This window comes from Pseudoalteromonas sp. Z1A8 (genome assembly GCF_011378855.1).
GTDB lineage: Bacteria > Pseudomonadota > Gammaproteobacteria > Enterobacterales > Alteromonadaceae > Pseudoalteromonas.
Map to the genome: position 1 here is coordinate 20,852 of NZ_WTLB01000020.1, position 17,227 is coordinate 38,078.

The 17,227-nt window shown below is 37.6% G+C and carries 13 protein-coding genes and 1 tRNA gene; 8 read left to right on the forward strand and 6 right to left on the reverse strand.

Annotation, left to right across the window (positions count from 1 at the left end):
• Window positions 1-20 precede the first annotated feature (20 nt).
• Window positions 21-659, forward strand: coding sequence for a tetratricopeptide repeat protein (locus GQR55_RS09685; RefSeq protein ID WP_166420415.1), 639 nt, complete (start codon window positions 21-23; stop codon window positions 657-659).
• 69 nt (window positions 660-728) lie between these two features.
• On the opposite strand, the gene GQR55_RS09690 is transcribed toward GQR55_RS09685, so the two are convergent.
• Complete coding sequence (locus GQR55_RS09690; protein WP_166420416.1) at window positions 729-2,576, reverse strand: sodium:proton antiporter; 1,848 nt, start codon at window positions 2,574-2,576, stop codon at window positions 729-731.
• 871 nt (window positions 2,577-3,447) lie between these two features.
• Between GQR55_RS09690 and proB the strand changes: the two genes are divergently transcribed.
• Both proB and GQR55_RS09700 read left to right on the forward strand, forming a co-directional pair.
• The gene (gene proB, locus GQR55_RS09695) at window positions 3,448-4,554 is read left to right on the forward strand and encodes a glutamate 5-kinase (protein ID WP_166420417.1); all 1,107 of its coding nucleotides are present in this window, start codon (window positions 3,448-3,450) and stop codon (window positions 4,552-4,554) included.
• Entirely contained in the window at window positions 4,551-5,798 is a 1,248-nt protein-coding gene (locus tag GQR55_RS09700) for a glutamate-5-semialdehyde dehydrogenase (protein WP_149593763.1), read from the forward strand. The genes proB and GQR55_RS09700 overlap by 4 nt, the downstream gene beginning before the upstream one ends.
• Window positions 5,799-5,877: 79 nt before the next feature.
• On the opposite strand, the gene GQR55_RS09705 is transcribed toward GQR55_RS09700, so the two are convergent.
• From GQR55_RS09705 to GQR55_RS09720, 4 genes are all read right to left on the reverse strand, one after another.
• Window positions 5,878-8,085 (reverse strand): EAL domain-containing protein, encoded by a 2,208-nt coding sequence (locus GQR55_RS09705; protein ID WP_166420418.1) that lies wholly within the window; start codon window positions 8,083-8,085, stop codon window positions 5,878-5,880.
• A gap of 59 nt (window positions 8,086-8,144) precedes the next feature.
• Window positions 8,145-11,363: a response regulator gene (locus tag GQR55_RS09710; RefSeq protein WP_166420419.1), complete on the reverse strand. Its 3,219-nt coding sequence runs from the start codon at window positions 11,361-11,363 to the stop codon at window positions 8,145-8,147.
• Window positions 11,363-12,625 (reverse strand): extracellular solute-binding protein, encoded by a 1,263-nt coding sequence (locus GQR55_RS09715; protein ID WP_166420420.1) that lies wholly within the window; start codon window positions 12,623-12,625, stop codon window positions 11,363-11,365. Before GQR55_RS09715 ends, GQR55_RS09710 begins: the two co-directional genes overlap by 1 nt.
• A 178-nt stretch (window positions 12,626-12,803) precedes the next feature.
• Window positions 12,804-12,879: transfer RNA gene (locus tag GQR55_RS09720), tRNA-Ala, on the reverse strand.
• Window positions 12,880-13,048: 169 nt separating this feature from the next.
• Between GQR55_RS09720 and GQR55_RS09725 the strand changes: the two genes are divergently transcribed.
• A complete protein-coding gene (locus tag GQR55_RS09725; RefSeq protein WP_166420421.1) occupies window positions 13,049-13,444 on the forward strand; it encodes a hypothetical protein in 396 nt (131 codons plus the stop codon).
• A gap of 1 nt (window position 13,445) precedes the next feature.
• Window positions 13,446-13,946: a prolyl-tRNA synthetase associated domain-containing protein gene (locus tag GQR55_RS09730; protein ID WP_166420422.1), complete on the forward strand. Its 501-nt coding sequence runs from the start codon at window positions 13,446-13,448 to the stop codon at window positions 13,944-13,946.
• Here GQR55_RS09730 and GQR55_RS09735 read toward each other — a convergent pair.
• On the reverse strand, window positions 13,913-15,061 hold the full coding sequence (locus GQR55_RS09735; RefSeq protein ID WP_166420423.1) for an MFS transporter: 1,149 nt from the start codon (window positions 15,059-15,061) through the stop codon (window positions 13,913-13,915). The genes GQR55_RS09730 and GQR55_RS09735 overlap by 34 nt on opposite strands.
• A gap of 198 nt (window positions 15,062-15,259) precedes the next feature.
• Between GQR55_RS09735 and GQR55_RS09740 the strand changes: the two genes are divergently transcribed.
• From GQR55_RS09740 to GQR55_RS09750, 3 genes are all read left to right on the forward strand, one after another.
• The gene (locus GQR55_RS09740; RefSeq protein WP_166420424.1) at window positions 15,260-15,799 is read left to right on the forward strand and encodes a DUF2058 domain-containing protein; all 540 of its coding nucleotides are present in this window, start codon (window positions 15,260-15,262) and stop codon (window positions 15,797-15,799) included.
• A 184-nt stretch (window positions 15,800-15,983) separates the two neighbouring features.
• Window positions 15,984-16,307, forward strand: a complete 324-nt coding sequence (locus GQR55_RS09745; protein WP_166420425.1) for a c-type cytochrome — start codon at window positions 15,984-15,986, stop codon at window positions 16,305-16,307.
• A gap of 151 nt (window positions 16,308-16,458) precedes the next feature.
• On the forward strand, window positions 16,459-17,226 hold the full coding sequence (locus GQR55_RS09750) for a class II aldolase/adducin family protein (protein WP_166420426.1): 768 nt from the start codon (window positions 16,459-16,461) through the stop codon (window positions 17,224-17,226).
• Window position 17,227: the final 1 nt, after the last annotated feature.

Genomic DNA, 17,227 nt, shown 5'->3' on the forward strand with positions numbered 1-17,227 from the left:
TATTTTTATAAGTGGTGAGCATGCGTTTATTTTCTCGTAATTGCGTATTAAGGCTTTCGTTAATTTCGTTGTCTTTATTTATATTAACCAATAGCTTAGCTACAGAAAGCCCAGCTGCAGTGCCGCTGTACACTGAATCTGAGCTAATTGCGTTAATAAATAAAAATACACATTTAGCGCGTGTAAAGGCAGATGATTGCCAGTTAGTGCAAGATATAGAAGCACGAGCCAATAAAATGGCATTGCCGTCTTATCAATTCTTATATGGCGACATGCTGGCTTATAGCGTGTGTGTTGATCGAAATGTAGAGTTAGGTGTGTATTACATGCGAAAAGCAGCTGAGCAAGGCTTAGCGGCAGCACTGGAGCAATTAGGGCGATATTACGACACCGGGCGTTTAGTTCAACAAGATAAAGCGATGGCAATTACATATTTGCGTGAAGCTTCGTCGCAAGGGAATTTAAAGGCACAACTGCGTTTAGTTAAATTATTTAATGATGGCTATGGCAGCCCGCGTGATTTTGAAGATGCTTACCGTTGGCTCTTTAACTCTATGGTGGCAGATAAAGCGACTCATAAAAAAATTGAGCGAGCGCTGACAAAGTTAGCGCAAAAAATGCCTGATAGTGTGGTTGCCCGCGCCCGGCTTCCAATTTAATGCCTCTTAAAAAACAAAACCCTAATTTTATAAGTTAGGGTTTTGTGTTTTTACAGGTAGTAAAAGTGTTTAACTTTCTTCTTTAGCCTTTGGTTGTGGGTCTTTTAAAACCGACATTTTGGGTGGCTGCAATGCAACAATACGCTCGCCTTCTTGCGGCGGCTTTTCCATGTTGATTGTAAAAGGTCTTAACTTAACTGGCGTATCGTCGTCGCTATCTTTATCACCTTTAAGAATAAACAAAGGGATAGCCTCAGGATTCATTTCTAGGTATTGCTCCCAGGTGAATTCATCAGAGATACGTGTTGAACTTACCTTACCGCCTTTGGCAATAATACTGCTTAAACGTGCATACGAGCCTTCGTCGCCAAACAGTATTTGTCTTGATAAAAACGTTGCGCTGTCTTTGTTTGCTTTAGCATGCGACGTTGATGAGCGAAGCGAAAATACATTTTTTTCATTAAGTAAATGCGAAAAGTATTGAACGCCTAGCGCATTATGATGACGGTTTGGCGATAAGGCTAATACACTACGAATAGTAGTTAACGGTAAATAGCGTTCAGCATGTTCTGATTGCGGATTACCATAATAACAAGCTAAGCCATCCATACGCGCCATTCTACAGTTTTCCCATGCTGGGTCTGAAAGGTGAACCGGAATATTTTGCTCTTGTAAGCCACGTCCAATTGCACGCGATACATGGTTTGCACCAATAATTAATATTGTATTTGGCGATGGTTGGCGTACACCTAATAGCTTGGCAACAGGAATGGCTGTTAAGCTTTGTAGCACAACCGTAATGATGATTACCGTGAATATAAGTGGCACCATTTTTTCAGCATCGGCAACGCCAGCTTCCATCATACTTAGTGCAAATACCGACCCAACAGCAGCGGCAACTATACCTCGTGGAGCAATCCAGGCAAGCACCAAGCGAGACTTCATTGGTAAGTCAGTACCAAAGGTCGAAATTGCTATACACAGTGGGCGTGCAATAAAAAGTACTATGGCTAAAAATATAAATACATCGCTATCGAGCATCATTAAATCAGAGAGCTGTAAGCGTGCTGCAAGTAAAATAAACAGCGTTGATATTAATATCATCGACAAGTCTTCTTTAAACTCAAGTACAGAATCTATTTCTAAATCGTCTTGGTTCGCAAGCCATATACCAAATACAGTTACTGCTAATAGGCCTGATTCATGGCTTAAGTGGTTTGATACAGAAAAACTAATAAGTACTAAAGCTAAAATACCAAACTTATGTAATTCAAATGGTAGCCACTCTCGGCGCATTAGTAGCGTTGTGATCCAACCTGCTGCAACACCAATACTTAAGCCAACGCCAAGTGTTTTAACTAAAGCAATAATAGTATGGCTAAATACTTCGCCTTGGCCTACAAGCATTACAGCTTCAAATACTAATACGGCAAATAATGCGCCAATAGGGTCTATTACAATACCTTCCCAGCGAAGAATGCGGTCTATGTCTTGTGTTGGGCGCATTGAGTTTAATAGCGGTGCTATAACGGTAGGGCCAGTAACAACGAGTACTGCGCCTAACACCGCAGCCACACGCCAATTGAGCTCAAGCAACCAGTAGGCGCTTAGGCTAATAATAATGCAGGTAGTAAGCATACCGATTGAGCAGAGATTCCTTACAACTTTTCCTATCCCTTTTAATTCTCTGAAATGCAGAGTTAAGGAACCTTCAAATAAAATGATGGCAACGCTGAGTGATACTACTGGAAACAGTAAATCACCTAAAAGTGCATCAGGGTCTAAAACACCACTAAATGGTCCAAGCAAAAGACCAGTAAGCAATAAAAAAAGAATAGCGGGTACTCTAAAAGCCCACGCGACCCATTGGGCAAGCACAGAGCAAAGTGCGATACCGGCTATGTAAATTGCTGACATAGATTAAGAATTCCTTATTTATGACGGTTTGTTTAGAAAGTATAACTTTTGTTAATTATTAATACAGGGGTATACACGGGAAATTCAAATATTACTAATCAATTTTAGCTGCTTATAAAAGATTAGTAGGCTTAAATTATTTAGCGAGAACTTAGTCATCTTATTTTAAAGTGTATTAATTGTTTAATTTATTGAATTTTAATAACAATATAAAGGGTATCAGTGTTTCGTATTAGCTTAGTTCGAATTTTAACCTTGATTTTAAAGGGGTATTTAGTGTATTATACTTCGTGTTCTAATAATTAGTCATCTAATGAAGTTTATTAAAGATAATACAGGCTTGTTAATCTTAACGTCATTTTTAATCTTTATAATCATGCATTAGTGATGTTGCTAGTATTTGAACATTACAAAATATCATTTACCGAATTCTTGGTATTGTTTTGCCAAACAAGTTTATTTAATTATTTAAGTAAATAAAGGTTTGAGTTGAACTATTACTTTCAATATTTAGCCCCCCATCGTGGCGGTTAAATCTCGGTCCTTTGGTCTTCACCCTATCTGTTGGTGTATCAGACTTTAGAGGCTCTATGTATGTTGTTAATAAAAAAGCCACACACAGCTTTTTACAGCGATGCATAAACAACACTTTTAAATTTTTTGATTAGTGCTGCTCAATATTATTGGGTTGTTACTACTTTGTACTTAACCTTAAATCTAAGCCTCTCGTTTTAGATATGGTTTTCGCGTGTGTGTAAAAAAGTGTTGCCTAAATGAAAAGAAAAATTCGAAGCTATGTTTTAAACCTAGCTACTTAGTTTTAGCTCGTCTAATTAAGGCGAGCGCAGATAAAATGGAAAGTTGAGCATTTATGCAAAAGTTAAATTGGCGACGTATCGTACTTAAAGTAGGTAGTGCATTAATTGCACCAGATCAAGATGGCTGCCGTTCGCGTTACATATTAACCATCGCACAGTTCATTGTTCGTTGTCGTGCCCGCGGGATAGAGGTGATTTTAGTATCATCTGGTTCAGTAGCGGCTGGCGCGCATTTATTCCCATCAGACAAACCTCGATCTGTGGTAATGAAAAAAGCAATGGCGGCAGCAGGCCAAACAGAAATGATTGCCATGTGGGACCGCTTTTTTGACTTTCCTTCTGCGCAGTTATTATTAACACACGGCGATTTACGTGACCGTGAGCGTTACCAAAGTATTCGCGAAACCGTATTCACTTTACTTGAGCATGGTGTACTCCCTATCATTAATGAAAATGATGCCGTCACCACTGACGAGCTGCGAGTAGGTGACAACGATAACTTATCAGCAATGGTTGCAGCAGCAGCAGATGCTGATGCGTTATTAATATTCTCAGACGTTGATGGACTTTATGATAAAAATCCTAATTTGCACGACGATGCCGTGTTACTGCCTGAAATAAAATCAATTGATGAATCTATTTATGCTATGGCAGGATGTGCAACAAGTGCTGTTGGCACTGGTGGCATGAAAACTAAAATAGAAGCAGCCGAAAAAGCAACGTCACATGGTATAGCGACTTATATTATAAACGGCTTTAAAGAAGAAACATTTACAAAGCTGCTAGCTGGAGAAAACCCTGGCAGCGTATTTTTACCGTACGAAAAACCAATGCAAGATTCTGTACACTGGATGACACACACAGCAAACGAGCAAGGCGAAGTTGTTGTTGATGGATCATTTGACGAATCGCTAGAAGGTGAAAGCGGATGTATTCGTGGTGATGAAATCATGGAAGTTCATGGTGAATTTGCTGTTGGTGATACCATTTTAGTACGTAGTGAAGACGGTACGCGTTTGGCGAAAGCGACCGCAAATTATAGTAGCTGTTTGTTAAACTTTATTGCAGACAACGAACAGAGTGAATTCAGCGAAAAAATGCAGGATTCAATTGGACCAGTTATATCTGAAAAACATATCGCATTATTGGAGAAGTCATGAGTTTAATTACGGACATTTCACGTCAGGCAGCAAAAGCTGCACATACACTTGCTTTACTCGATACCGAGACTAAAAACCAAGTATTAGTTGAAATGGCAGCGGCACTAAGAGAGCAAAAAGCATTTATAATCAAAGAAAACGAAAGTGACCTAAGCGCAGCACGCGACAATAACTTAGCAGCCTCAATGATCGACCGCTTAACGTTAAACGATGAGCGCATTGAAGCAATGGCAGAAGGTATTGAAGTAATTGTAAGCCTGGACGATCCTGTTGGTCAGCTACGTGATATCACAGAGCGTCCAAATGGCATTAAAATTCGTAAAATGCGCGTACCTCTTGGCGTTGTATGTATGATTTACGAAGCACGCCCAAATGTTACAGCGGATGCCGGCGCATTGTGTTTTAAATCGGGTAATGGTGTTATTTTACGAGGCGGTAAAGAAGCCCTTAAAAGCTCACAAGCTATTGCAAGCGTAATGCACAGTGTGCTTGAAAAGCATAACTTACCGGTATCACTTATTTCAGTGATTCCAGATCCGGACCGCGCACTATTAATGGAACTAATGCAGCAACGTGAAAGTATTGATTTAATCATTCCACGTGGCGGCGAAGGTTTAATTAACTTTGTTACTGAAAACAGTACGATCCCAGTAATTCAGCATTACAAAGGTGTTTGTCATCTATATGTAGATAAAGATGCAGACCTAGAAATTGCGCTTAACTTACTACTAAACGGTAAAACACAGCGTACGGGTGTTTGTAATGCACTCGAAGGCTTAGTCGTTCATCAAGATGTTGCAGATGAATTTTTAAATCTGTGTGCCGTCGTATTACGCCAAGAAGGTGTAAAAATAAACGCAGACAGTTTTGCTGCTAAATACTTTGATAACGCAACTGTTTTAGCCGATAACGAATTTGGTGAAGAATACCTAGACTTAGAAATCGCTATTCGCGTTGTTCCAAGCTTTACAGCAGCGGTTGAGCACATTGCCCAGTTTGGTTCAAACCATACTGAAGTAATTTGTACTAAAAACGAAGCTGCTGCAGAGTTATTCCAACGCAGTGTTGATGCTTCTGTAGTGATGGTTAATGCGTCATCTCGCTTTTCTGATGGCTCACAACTAGGGTTAGGTGCAGAGATTGGTATAGCAACTTCTAAGCTTCATGCTTACGGTCCAATGGGGCTTGAGTCGCTAACTACTGAAAAGTATTTAGTTAATGGGGTAGGCCAAGTTCGCGGATAACGACTAAAGCTTAATTCTGTTAAAAAGCCGAGCATGAAAATGCTCGGCTTTTTGGTTTTTAGACTACTCTGTAATTAATTTAATTTAATTTATCAAGCCAGTCATTTGCAGGTTCAGGTTTATGCAAATGGTAGCCTTGTAATATTACTTCAGGGTATTCTTTAAATAAATCAAAGTGAGATTGATTTTCCACACCTTCAGCCACTATTTCGAGTTCAAATACACGGCCTAAGTTTACAATCATATCAATAATTAATTTATCATTATTATCGGTAGGTGCTTCTAAAACAAAAGAACGGTCTATTTTTAGTTCTTGTATTGGTAATTGTTTTAGGTAAGTTAAGCTCGAATATCCAGTACCAAAGTCATCAATTGATACTCTTACACCTAACCTTTTAAGACGATGGACAGCGCTAATGGCTGCTTCCATATGATTAAGTAAAGTCCCTTCAATAATTTCAATAGTCAGCTGTTGAGGATTAATCCCATATTGTTCTATTTTATTGCTGATGAAGTCTAAAAAGCGTGGCTCATGAAAGTGGCGTCCACTTATATTTATAGATAAGTTTAAATCAGGATGTGTTTTACTAATCTGCGTTAAGATTTTTAGAGCGTTTGAGCTGACCCAGCAATCCAAATCATAAATAATATCAGACTCTTCAGCAATCGATATAAACTCCCCTGGGCTAATAAACCCTTTTTGAGGATGTTCCCACCGTAATAAAACCTCAGCACCTTTAAGTTTATGATTTCTGTCAAATTGAGATTGTAGATAAAGAGAAAGTTCATTTTGCGTAATTGCTTTGCGTAAATCTTGCTCAATTTCAAAACGACGCTTTGCTTGCTCGCCAAATGAGGTATCAAAAAAGGTAATTCTGTTACCCCCTTTCTCTTTTGCTTTGTAACAAGCAGCTTCGCAGTTTCTAATTGTTTCAATAGCGCTTTCCCACTGATCTTCTCGAGGGAAAATATACGTGCCAATACTCACAGTTAAACTTATTTCTTGTTCATCAACAAAGAAAGGCTTATTTACGGCAATTAATAACTCTTGTGCTTTTCTCTGGGCAACTATTTGAGCTCTAGTTCGGCCTATACCTTTATCAAGAGTACACAATACTGCAAATTCATCACTGCCTAAACGAGCAATAATATCTTTTTTATCAAGATGGGAATGAACACGCTTAGTAAGCTCTTTTAGTATTTTATCGCCGGCAAGTAAGCCTAAACCATCGTTAATTGAGTGGAAGCTATCTATATCAATAATGTAAATATAAGCGTAATTTTTTTCAGAGGTGCAGACTTGGAGCTGTTGTTCTAATTGTTTTAAAAATCCATTTCGATTAGGTAGGCCTGTAAGTTCATCATGCCATGTTAGGTAATCTATTCGTTCTTGAGTGACTTTTAAGCTAGATATATCGCTAAATACACCAATGTAATGTACGTTTGTATCTTGATCGCCTTTAACCATACTGAGAGTTAGTAATTCGGGATAAAGCTCGCCATTTTTTCGTCTTGTTACCAGCTCACCACTCCAGTAACCCGCTCTATTTGCATGATGCCAAACTTGATCAAAGCTAATACTTGGATGATTATTTTGTTTTACATCGTGCAACTGCATTTGCAGCGAATCAGCTTCACAGTAACCTGTAATACGACAAAAAGAGGGATTTACAGCAATTATTTTGCCATCACTGTCTGTAATAACAACGCCATCTGCAGTGCCTGTTAAAGCTTGATAAAATAATTTTTGTTTTGAAGAAAGCTGTTTGAGTTCTTCTTCACGCTCACTTAATTCTAATGCAAGCGATTCTATTTCGAGGAGTTTATCGTGCAGATCAAAGTTTTTTTCTATTAACCTATCTAGCATGCCTTGCGCTGTAATGTGGGTACGAATACGCGCTCTAACGAGTGCTAATTTATAAGGCTTATGTATGTAATCAATTGCGCCCATGGCAAAGCCTTTTTCTTCAGACTCCTCTTCGGTAAGCGCTGTTACAAATATGACAGGGATCCCTTTCGTGTTCTGTTTAGCTTTAAGTATATTACATACTTCATAGCCATCCATGCCCGGCATCATTATATCGAGCAAAATTAAATCTGGACGTGTTGACTCAACAAATACGAGTGCTTGTTCACCACTTGTAGAAATACGTACGTCATAATCAGTTAAAAGTCCTTCAACTAATACGTGTAAATTACTAGGTTCGTCATCAACAATAAGAATTAAAGGTTTTTGCTTTTGCTCTGCAGTTAATCCATTGCCATTTGCGAAATAATTTGAATGCACTATCTATCCTTCTTTGCGTTCTTTGCAACATTAAATCTAGTTCAGGTTGGTGGTTATGCCTAATTTTTATTATCGTTTCTATAGTTATCAACTAGCTCAATTACTAACGCGTAGTTAAAATGATCAATAGCTTCTTTGAGCTTAAATAAAGGATGGTCTCGATCGTACTGATTTCTGTCTAATTGCCTAATCAAACTACTAGATATTGGACGAGCCGTTAATGCTAATGAATATATATCATCAATAACTGAATCTTCACTTCCTAGTTCTTGTAATTGTATATGCTCTTTTTTTAGGTTTTCAGCTACTAAAAACTGTTTTATAGCAAAAAGCGTGAGTGTTAATTGATCAGTAAAGTTGGATAATTTAATGCTTTTTTCATCAATTAATTTTTTCTCAATATTTTGGGTACTTTGTTCCAGTAGTTCCAAACCTAATGTACCAGCTAACCCTTTAAGTGTATGCACGAGTCGAGTTAGGCTTTCGAACTCTTTATTTTTGATTAATATATCAGCTTTAATCGAAAAGTCATTGTAATCGTTGACGAATTGAGTAAATAATTTCACTAATAATTCGTCATTATTCTCTAAGTTTTCTTTTGCTAATGGGAGGTTTATAGTGCTTAGTGGTTCGCTACTTTGTAGGTGCTTTTCTATACTGTTGTAAAGCGCATCAAAAATAATTGGCTTGACTAAAAAGTCATCCATACCCGCTCTAAACGCTGCTTTTCTATCACTAGGATCGGCGGCGGCAGTAATTGCAATTATTGGGGTTTTGAAGCCTCGTTCTCTTAATATTCTTGTTGCCTCTAGCCCATCCATAACTGGCATTTGAACATCCATAAAAATAATATCGATATCATTTTTATCTATTTTCTGTAAAGCCTCTTGTCCATTATCAGCAATGATTACAGTCATATCTAGTCTGGCTAAAAGAGCTGAGGCTATTTCTTGATTAATTTTGTTGTCATCAACAACCAGTGCATTAAATCCAGAAAATTTAGGATGAGGTTTTAATGGCTTTTCTTTAAAGTTACTAGGTGAAAGCTTTCTTAATACTTCTACTTCGCTATTTTTATTACCAATAATGATAATGTCTATATTTTCATTTTTTGCAATTGGTTCAGGGAACTCTTCATCGGTAATTAACAAAATAAGCGTCAGTTTTTCATTAGCGTTTTTATTTTGAGCGTACAGTTGTTGTAAAATAAAGTTATCGTTGAGCTCTTTTTTTTCTATCGACATTATTACAATACTAAATGGGCTACTAGGCTGAGACATTTTTGCAATGGCCCTTAATGGTTCTTGTGTTGTTTCTGTTGTTATATTTATATCACTTAGTAAGTCCATTAATTTTTTAATTTGCTCATTATCGGGGCTAATTAATAGGGCATGTTTTTTAAGTTTTTGCTGCTCAGATAAGGTAAAGGGTAGAGTAAAGAAAAACTCGCTACCTTGATTAATCGTGCTTCTTACTTGAATATCTCCGCCAAGCAGTTTAGCTAATTGTTTGCTTATAGTGAGTCCTAAACCGGTACCGCCGTACTTCCTTGTTGTGCTCGAATCACCTTGTGAAAAAGACTGAAATATAATTTTTGATTGATCTTCCGTCATTCCAATTCCGGTATCTTTTATACTAAAGTGTAGGTTTATTGTTTTTTCGTGTTGAGATGTTGCTTCTATAATTAATGATACTTCACCATGCTCTGTAAATTTAATTGCGTTGCCTACACAATTATTAATTATTTGGTTTAGGTGCATTGGGTCGCCAATAAGTTCAAGTCCCGCATCTACATGTAAAATAAAGTTTAATCCTAAGCCTTTTTGTTTTGCATTAGTTGAAAACAAATTTTGAACGTTAGAAACTATAGTATGTAAGGTAAACGGGATTTGCTCTAACTGAACTTTGTCAGATTCTAGCTTAGAGAAATCTAAAATATTATTTAAGATTTGTAATAGGTTTTGAGCGCTTGAAAAAGCTTTATCTGCGTAGTGTTTTTGCCTTGAGGGAAGCTCGCTGCTTTGTAAAAGTTGCAACATACCTAATATACCATTCATTGGGGTGCGAAGCTCATGGCTCATGTTAGCTACAAAATCTATTTTTGTTTTATTGGCTTTATCGGTTTGCTGCATAGCACTCGTTAGATCGGCATTCATTGCCTCCATTTGAGAATTTAATACACGAGTTTCGTTAAGTAGCTCTTTGGTTTGCTTATTTTTAAGATATAAAGCATTAGCTGCTTTTATTACCGATGCTATTTCAGTTTGATTTTGGCTGTAATTAGAAATAGTTACTGGCTTTTCGCTATTCATATCTTTAAGCAATAAAGTGAGTTGAGTAATCGGTTTTATAACCGATCTAAAAATAAAATAGCTTAAAAATAAAACGATTAACATAATTAAAGCGGCAAATATATTCGCCTGCTCTGTATTTGTAGTTAAGTGATTACTTAGCTTATCTTCAGTTTTAGCTAGTTTGTTTTTTTCTATCTTTTTAATTTCATTTGTTAAGTATAGTAATTCGTTTTCTATACCTGTTAAAACTACATTTACAGAAAAAGTGTAGCTGCGGGTAAGCAGTACAAGTTGGTTGTAAGCTTGTTTTAAATTTACTGCTTTATTAGAAAATGATTCATTAATTATCGAGGTGCTCGTTAGCTTTTTATATAAGTGATCTAAGTTTTGTTTAACATTTTGTGCTTCATCAAAATTAGGCTTATAGAGGTAACTTACCGCTGCGTGTTTTAAATTACTAATTGTAAGTAAAACATCGTTAAAAATAACTTTATTGCTATTGTTTGAAGACTCTTCTAAGTCACTAATTGTTACTTGTAGGTCATCAATAGGTTGTTTAAATTGAGTAGTGTAAAGATGTTCACGTTTCTTTCTGTTTATGACAACTTGGCCAAATGTATCTTGATAACTATTTAAATACTCGCCAAGGCGAACTAATGAGTCACTGTGTTCTGGTGCGTGGTTTAAGGTGCTTGTTTTTAGTTGTTCAAGATTCAGATTTGCCTTATTTAAATAAAAATTAAATTTGGTAATCGTATTTTCATTTGCATGGTCAATAAATGAAACCGCATGCCCTTGCAAAGAGATTATGTCGTTTTCTAAATGCGTTACTGCCTCGCTTTGAATTAGCGCATTATGCTGAGATTGTTGTAAGCTAAGTAAAGCGTTTTGCGAATAGTTAAATAGGTAACTTTGCAAAAGGAGTAGCCCAACAAGTAAGCATAAGGCTAAAATTATTTTTGATTTAATAGAATTTATTATCATTATCGGCTAATCAACTCATACCATTTTTGCAAGCTGTAGTCATAGGTTGGCATAACTGTATTCCATACTGCTACATTGCTAAAGCGTTTATGGTAACTACCGCCATTACGCTGCTCACCCGCTTTTACTGCTACTTCGCCATTGGTATTTAATAAATCTACGTTTGTTACTTTTCCATCGTACCAGTAATCCCATTCAGCCGGAGATAGTAGTAGTTTAGAGCGTTGTGGATTACTAATGTAATAACCTTGGCGAGCGATAAATGCGCCTGGCCAGCCCGAAAGCCACCAGTTCATATAATCGTAAGCTGCATCTTTTACGCTATTTTGTGTTTGTGATGATAAGCACATAACACCATGCCAGCCTCTGTACCCTTCTTTTGGTGCAGCAAAGCGTACATTAACGTTTTGGCTGTTTAAGGCTGAAACCGCAGGCGAAAACATACTTTCTATATGGGCACGTTTACTTTTCATAAACTCAATTGACTCGGGAACTGAGTTCCAATAGCCGCTAAAGTGACCTTGGCGTTTAAAGTCGAGTAATATGCTAAACAATCTATCAAGTTCTGGGCGGGTTATTGCACCTATATCGTTAAATTTTATAAGCCCTTTACTTTGTGCTGCTAGGGCCAGGTCAAATAACCCAATGGTAGGCGCATTTACGATAGCTACTTTACCTCTGTTCTCGTCATCAAGCAGCCAACTCCAGCTTTCTGTTTCGTATGCTATACCGGGCTTAATAAAGTCGGTGTTGTAACCAAAAGAGTCAACATTATGCACATAAGGTAAAAAGCTAATATGATCGCTTTCTTGTGAGCTTAATGTGCCATCGGGTTGAACATTTAATAATTTATAGGGAGCATCACCTGCACCAATACTTGCAGTTTCGGTTAGTTTTCCCGTTTTAGTAAGTGGATTTATCTCGTTAAAGTAGGTGAGTCGTTTTTTTTCTATTGGCTGTATAGAACCTGCATCCCAAAGCACATTAATGCTGTTTGACCATTGTTCGTATAAATCAAAGGAGCTAGGGTCCATTGATGCCTTTTGCAAAACGGCAGCGCTGCCTGCGGGGGTAAATTCAATATTAATACCTAGGTCGCTCATCGCTTGTTTGCGAATAGCTTCTTGGAGTGTTACATGAGTACCAAGCACTCTTAACGTCACTTTTTTTCGGGCAAAAACATAAGGCGCATGTGTTATTGCACCAGCTGTTAAACCTATTGCAGCTAGCTTTTTTAGCGTTGAACGCTTAGGGTTGTCCATGTTAAGCCTAAAGTACTAATGTGTGACATTATGTATAGCTAAGAACTTGTAAAGACACAAGTTGAACGGATAAATTTTAAATTATATAAAATGAAAAATTAGAATAGTAGGGTGTTTAAAAATAGTTAAAACAAGGAAAAAACAGAAGAATAAAATGATTTTGAAAGGAGTAGGAAAGTGGTGGAGCTAAGCAGGATCGAACTGCTGACCTCCTGCGTGCAAGGCAGGCGCTCTCCCAGCTGAGCTATAGCCCCACATTCCTAAGTTACATATAATAATGTAACTGCTTGGCTGCTGAGTTCCAAGCGGGACGAACTTTAAGTTTTTTTATAAATTTGGTCAAGTATTTTTTCGTAAATTTTCACTGTTTACGTCAATTTTTGTTAGACTCGGCTTAATTCAAAACTAAAACGATAAAAAACAATGAAAAAATGTGTTCTAGCGCTTATGGTTTTACTCGCTGGTTGTGCCTCAAATGACGGTCCTCCTTTTGAAATAAATAATAAACAGTTTCACGAAAGGCAAGATGAGCAAGGCAATAAACTTTTTGCTTATGTTGTTTCGGTAAAAGCTAAAAATCGTGAAAACTTTAACCTAGACCGTGGTCCTAACAACAAACCAAGTCGTGGTGAAGTTAAGCAGTATATTGAGCAAGAGCATTTTGAAGAGTCAAGCGTGCTAAAACTGCAGTTAGAAGATCAAGCTGTTGAGTTATTAAACCAAGAGTTAAAAGAGCGCCAGTATTGCGATAATAAACACGAAGTAAGTGAAGTTTTATGGCGAGACCTAAGCGTACAATTAAGAGGGCGTTGTTTGTAATATGTTGGCTGATAAAAGCAAGTTAGCAGAGCTTTTAGCGCACCTAGGTATTAATTACGATGTGATAGAACATCCACCGCTACACACGAGCTTAGCGGCTGATCAGTTTATGGTTGAACGCCCGGGTACTCGTCTTAAAAACCTATTTTTGCGTGATAACGAAGGTAAGCGACACTTTTTAGTTATTACAGCGCATGATAAGCAACTCGACTTAAAGTTATTATCAAAGCAGCAAGGACTTTCACGTTTAGGATTTGCTTCAAGTGAGCGTTTAGCTAAGTATTTAAAGGTAGCGCCTGGGTGTGTATCAATGTTGGCTCTTTTAAATGATAAGCAAAACGAAGTAAGCTTATGGATTGATCAAGAGATTTGGCATGGAGAGTTGTTTCATTGTCATCCGTTTGAGAACACCCAAACATGGTTACTTAGTAAAGCTGACTTAAACACATTTTTTAATAACACAAAACATCAGCCACGCGTTGTATTTCTGCCTTCTAAGTAAGCCCACAAAATTAGCAATAAACCACATAAGCAAACAGCAAGCAGCGTAAACATAAACGCTGTTTGCCCATGATGTTGGTACACCACACCGGGTAATAACGAGCCAAGCGCTCCACCACTGTAATAAAACGATACATACCCGCCATTGGTCACGCTGGGTGGTGCTTTGCTTATTTTATTAACGAGCGGCGCTGCGGTTGAGTGAATCACAAACATTGCACCGCAAAATAAAGTAAATGCGATTAAAAATAAGCTGAGCTGGTGGCTCATTAGTAAAATAATACTCACGCTATAAAAACTAAAGACAGCAGTTAATAAATGCCAAGGAGAAGGGGCTCTTTTAAGTAACCAGGGCGCGGCAATCGAGGCTAGAGCCCCAATTAAATAGCCACTGTAAACTAAACCTATGTCGCGAGTATTTGTTATTAAAAACGTACTTTGCAATATAAACGGTAAGTAATTAAGTAGTGCAGCAAAGCAAAAAAACATACAAAAAACGGCACCGTAAACTTTAAGTACAGCGCCTTCTTTAAGTTGTTTAATGTAGTCCAGTGGCGAAAGCTGAGACTTTGTTGCTGGGTTCGAAAATTGAGAATGTTTGATTGTTAAAGCTAAAAAAATAAGCATAAAAGCAATAACGTAGTAAAAGCTCTGCCAATTCCATAAATCGCTAAATAAAGCCGCGAGGACACGGCCAAAGTAGCCTCCAACTATACTGCTACCAATATATAGGGTCATATTTTTTTGAAGTGTATCAGCGCTATAACTCATGCCTATATAACTAGTCATTGCAGTTAAGGCTGCTGGAAGCGTCAGGCCTTGTAAAAATCTAACTAATAGCAAAAGCTCAAAGCTAGGTACATATATAAAAAGCAGACAGCTAAGCCCTAAAAACACCATTGCAATACGTAATATTAGTAATGGATTTCTTTTTGCCAAAAACAAACCATAGACGAGCGGGGCAATGGCTAAGGGCAACATAGTTGCAGTCATTAAGCTGCCAGCTACTGCAGGGGCTACATTAAATTCGCTTGCAAAAAGACTCAGTAGAGGTTGTGGTGCATAAAGTACAAAAAATATAAATACCGAGCAAACGAGTAGATGAGGTAAACGCATTATATGGCTTATACATTTGCTGATTGGTTACGTGACATTGTATTAAAAATTGTTTTTAATTGATAATTAAAACCATGCTCTTTGCGCCATATCATGGTTTGTTTTAATTAGTTTGTTAGATTAATGTCGATAGCGCTGTTATTTGAACTCGTTGGTGATTAAAATAACCCTAATATTAGTTTTTAGTGGAACAAAGCCATGGGTTCATTACAAGACCAATTGCTTCAAGCAGGATTAACAACATCGCATAATGCTAAAGTTGCTAAATCAGAAAAGCGTAAGCAACAAAAAAAGCAAAAGAAAGGGGCTACTAGTAACCCAAGTGATCTGCAAAAGCATATACAACAAACCAAGCTAGAGCAGCAAAAAAAAGCTGAAGAGCTTAACCAAACACGCCAAGTGAGCTTAAAGCAACGCGAACAAGAAGCGCGTGTTAAACAAATTTTAGAGCACCACAATCAAGACGCTATTCGTGGTGAGCGCACATTTAATTTTACTTATCAAAACAAAGTAAAAAACCTAGACGTGAACGAGAAAACGCAAAAAGCGTTATCGGGCGGTCGTTTAGCTATTTGTGTACTAGAAGGGCAATTTTACGTACTAGACGACGAACCAGCACGCAAAGTGGCTGAAGTTGACGAAAAGTATATTGTTTTTCATGTAGAGGCTGAAAACAAACCAAAAGATGAAGATGACCCGTACGCAGACTTTGAAGTACCAGATGATATAGTGTGGTAATAGTCTATTAAGGATAAGCTCATTTTTATTTGCTAAAGTATATAAAAGTGAGACAGAAACAAGTTAGCGGTTTTTTGGTTAAGTTGATCGTCTAGCGTCGTTTCGTACGTATGCTTTTTATTTGATTGTTTACTACAATCAATAGAACAGTTTTTCTAACCGTCAAAAAAGAAGAGTAAATACAATGAGCAAGATGAAAACACTACTATTAGGCGCGGGTATTACTTTAGCAGCAAGCTTCTCGTTTAATGCAGCTGCTGCCGATGGCGCTGCACTTTATACCGCTAAAAATTGTCAAACCTGTCATGGCGCTGAAGGTAAAGCACCAATTATGGGTATGTACCCTAAGCTAAATGGTCAAAATAAAGACTACTTAGTAGCGCAAATGAAAGATATTAAATCAGGTAAGCGTAATAACGGTATGACCATGGCAATGAAAGCAATGGTTTCAACGGTAACTGATGAAGAGTTTGAAGCAATTGCAGATTATCTAGCTAACGTAAAATAATTCACGCAATTATTTAGCTTTATAAGCACCATAAACAGCCACACAATAGTGTGGCTGTTTTGTTTGGTGTTTGCTATAAAATAAAGACTGCTTTAGACTTCTAAACATCTATTTGTATATGCTAGTAATGTACGGTTTTAAAAGGCTTAATATGTTTGATTTACCCAAACTAGATTTAAAAAATAAAGTATCAGAACAAGAGTGGCAACTGCGTGTTGATTTAGCTGCCTGCTATAGGTTGGTAGATCACTTTCGTTGGGGCGATTTAATTTATACGCATTTATCGGCACGTTTGCCTGGTACCGATCATTACTTAGTGAATGCTTTTGGTTTAACCTTTGATGAAGTAACCGCCTCTAATTTAGTGAAGGTAGACTTAGAGGGCAATATTATTGACGATACGCCATTTAGTATTAACCCAGCCGGCTTTACCATTCACAGTGCAATTCACGAAGTGCGCGAAGATGCGCATTGCGTTATTCACCTTCATACCAAAGAAACAATTGCAGTTGCGACACAAAAAAACGGTTTATTACCGCTTAGTCAGTATTCAATGTTTTCACTGCCATCGCTTTCTTACCATGGCTACGAAGGGCTTGCAGTAAATGATGATGAGAGAAAAGTGCTGCAAGACGATTTAGGCAACACTAACCATATGTTATTGGTAAACCACGGTGGCTTAACGGTAGGGCCTACCGTTGGTGATGCGTTTATGCGTTTTTATGATTTACAACGCGCGTGCGAAATACAATTAGCACTGCAATCAAGCTCGCAAGAAGTTATTGAAGTGCCACAGCCTATAATCGACAATATTTATAATCAAGCAAACGTAGTACACAGTGGTAGTACTGGCGGGCAACTTGCGTGGCCTGCTATGTTACGTAAAGCGTACCGACTTGATCCTAGTTTTGCAAAATAAC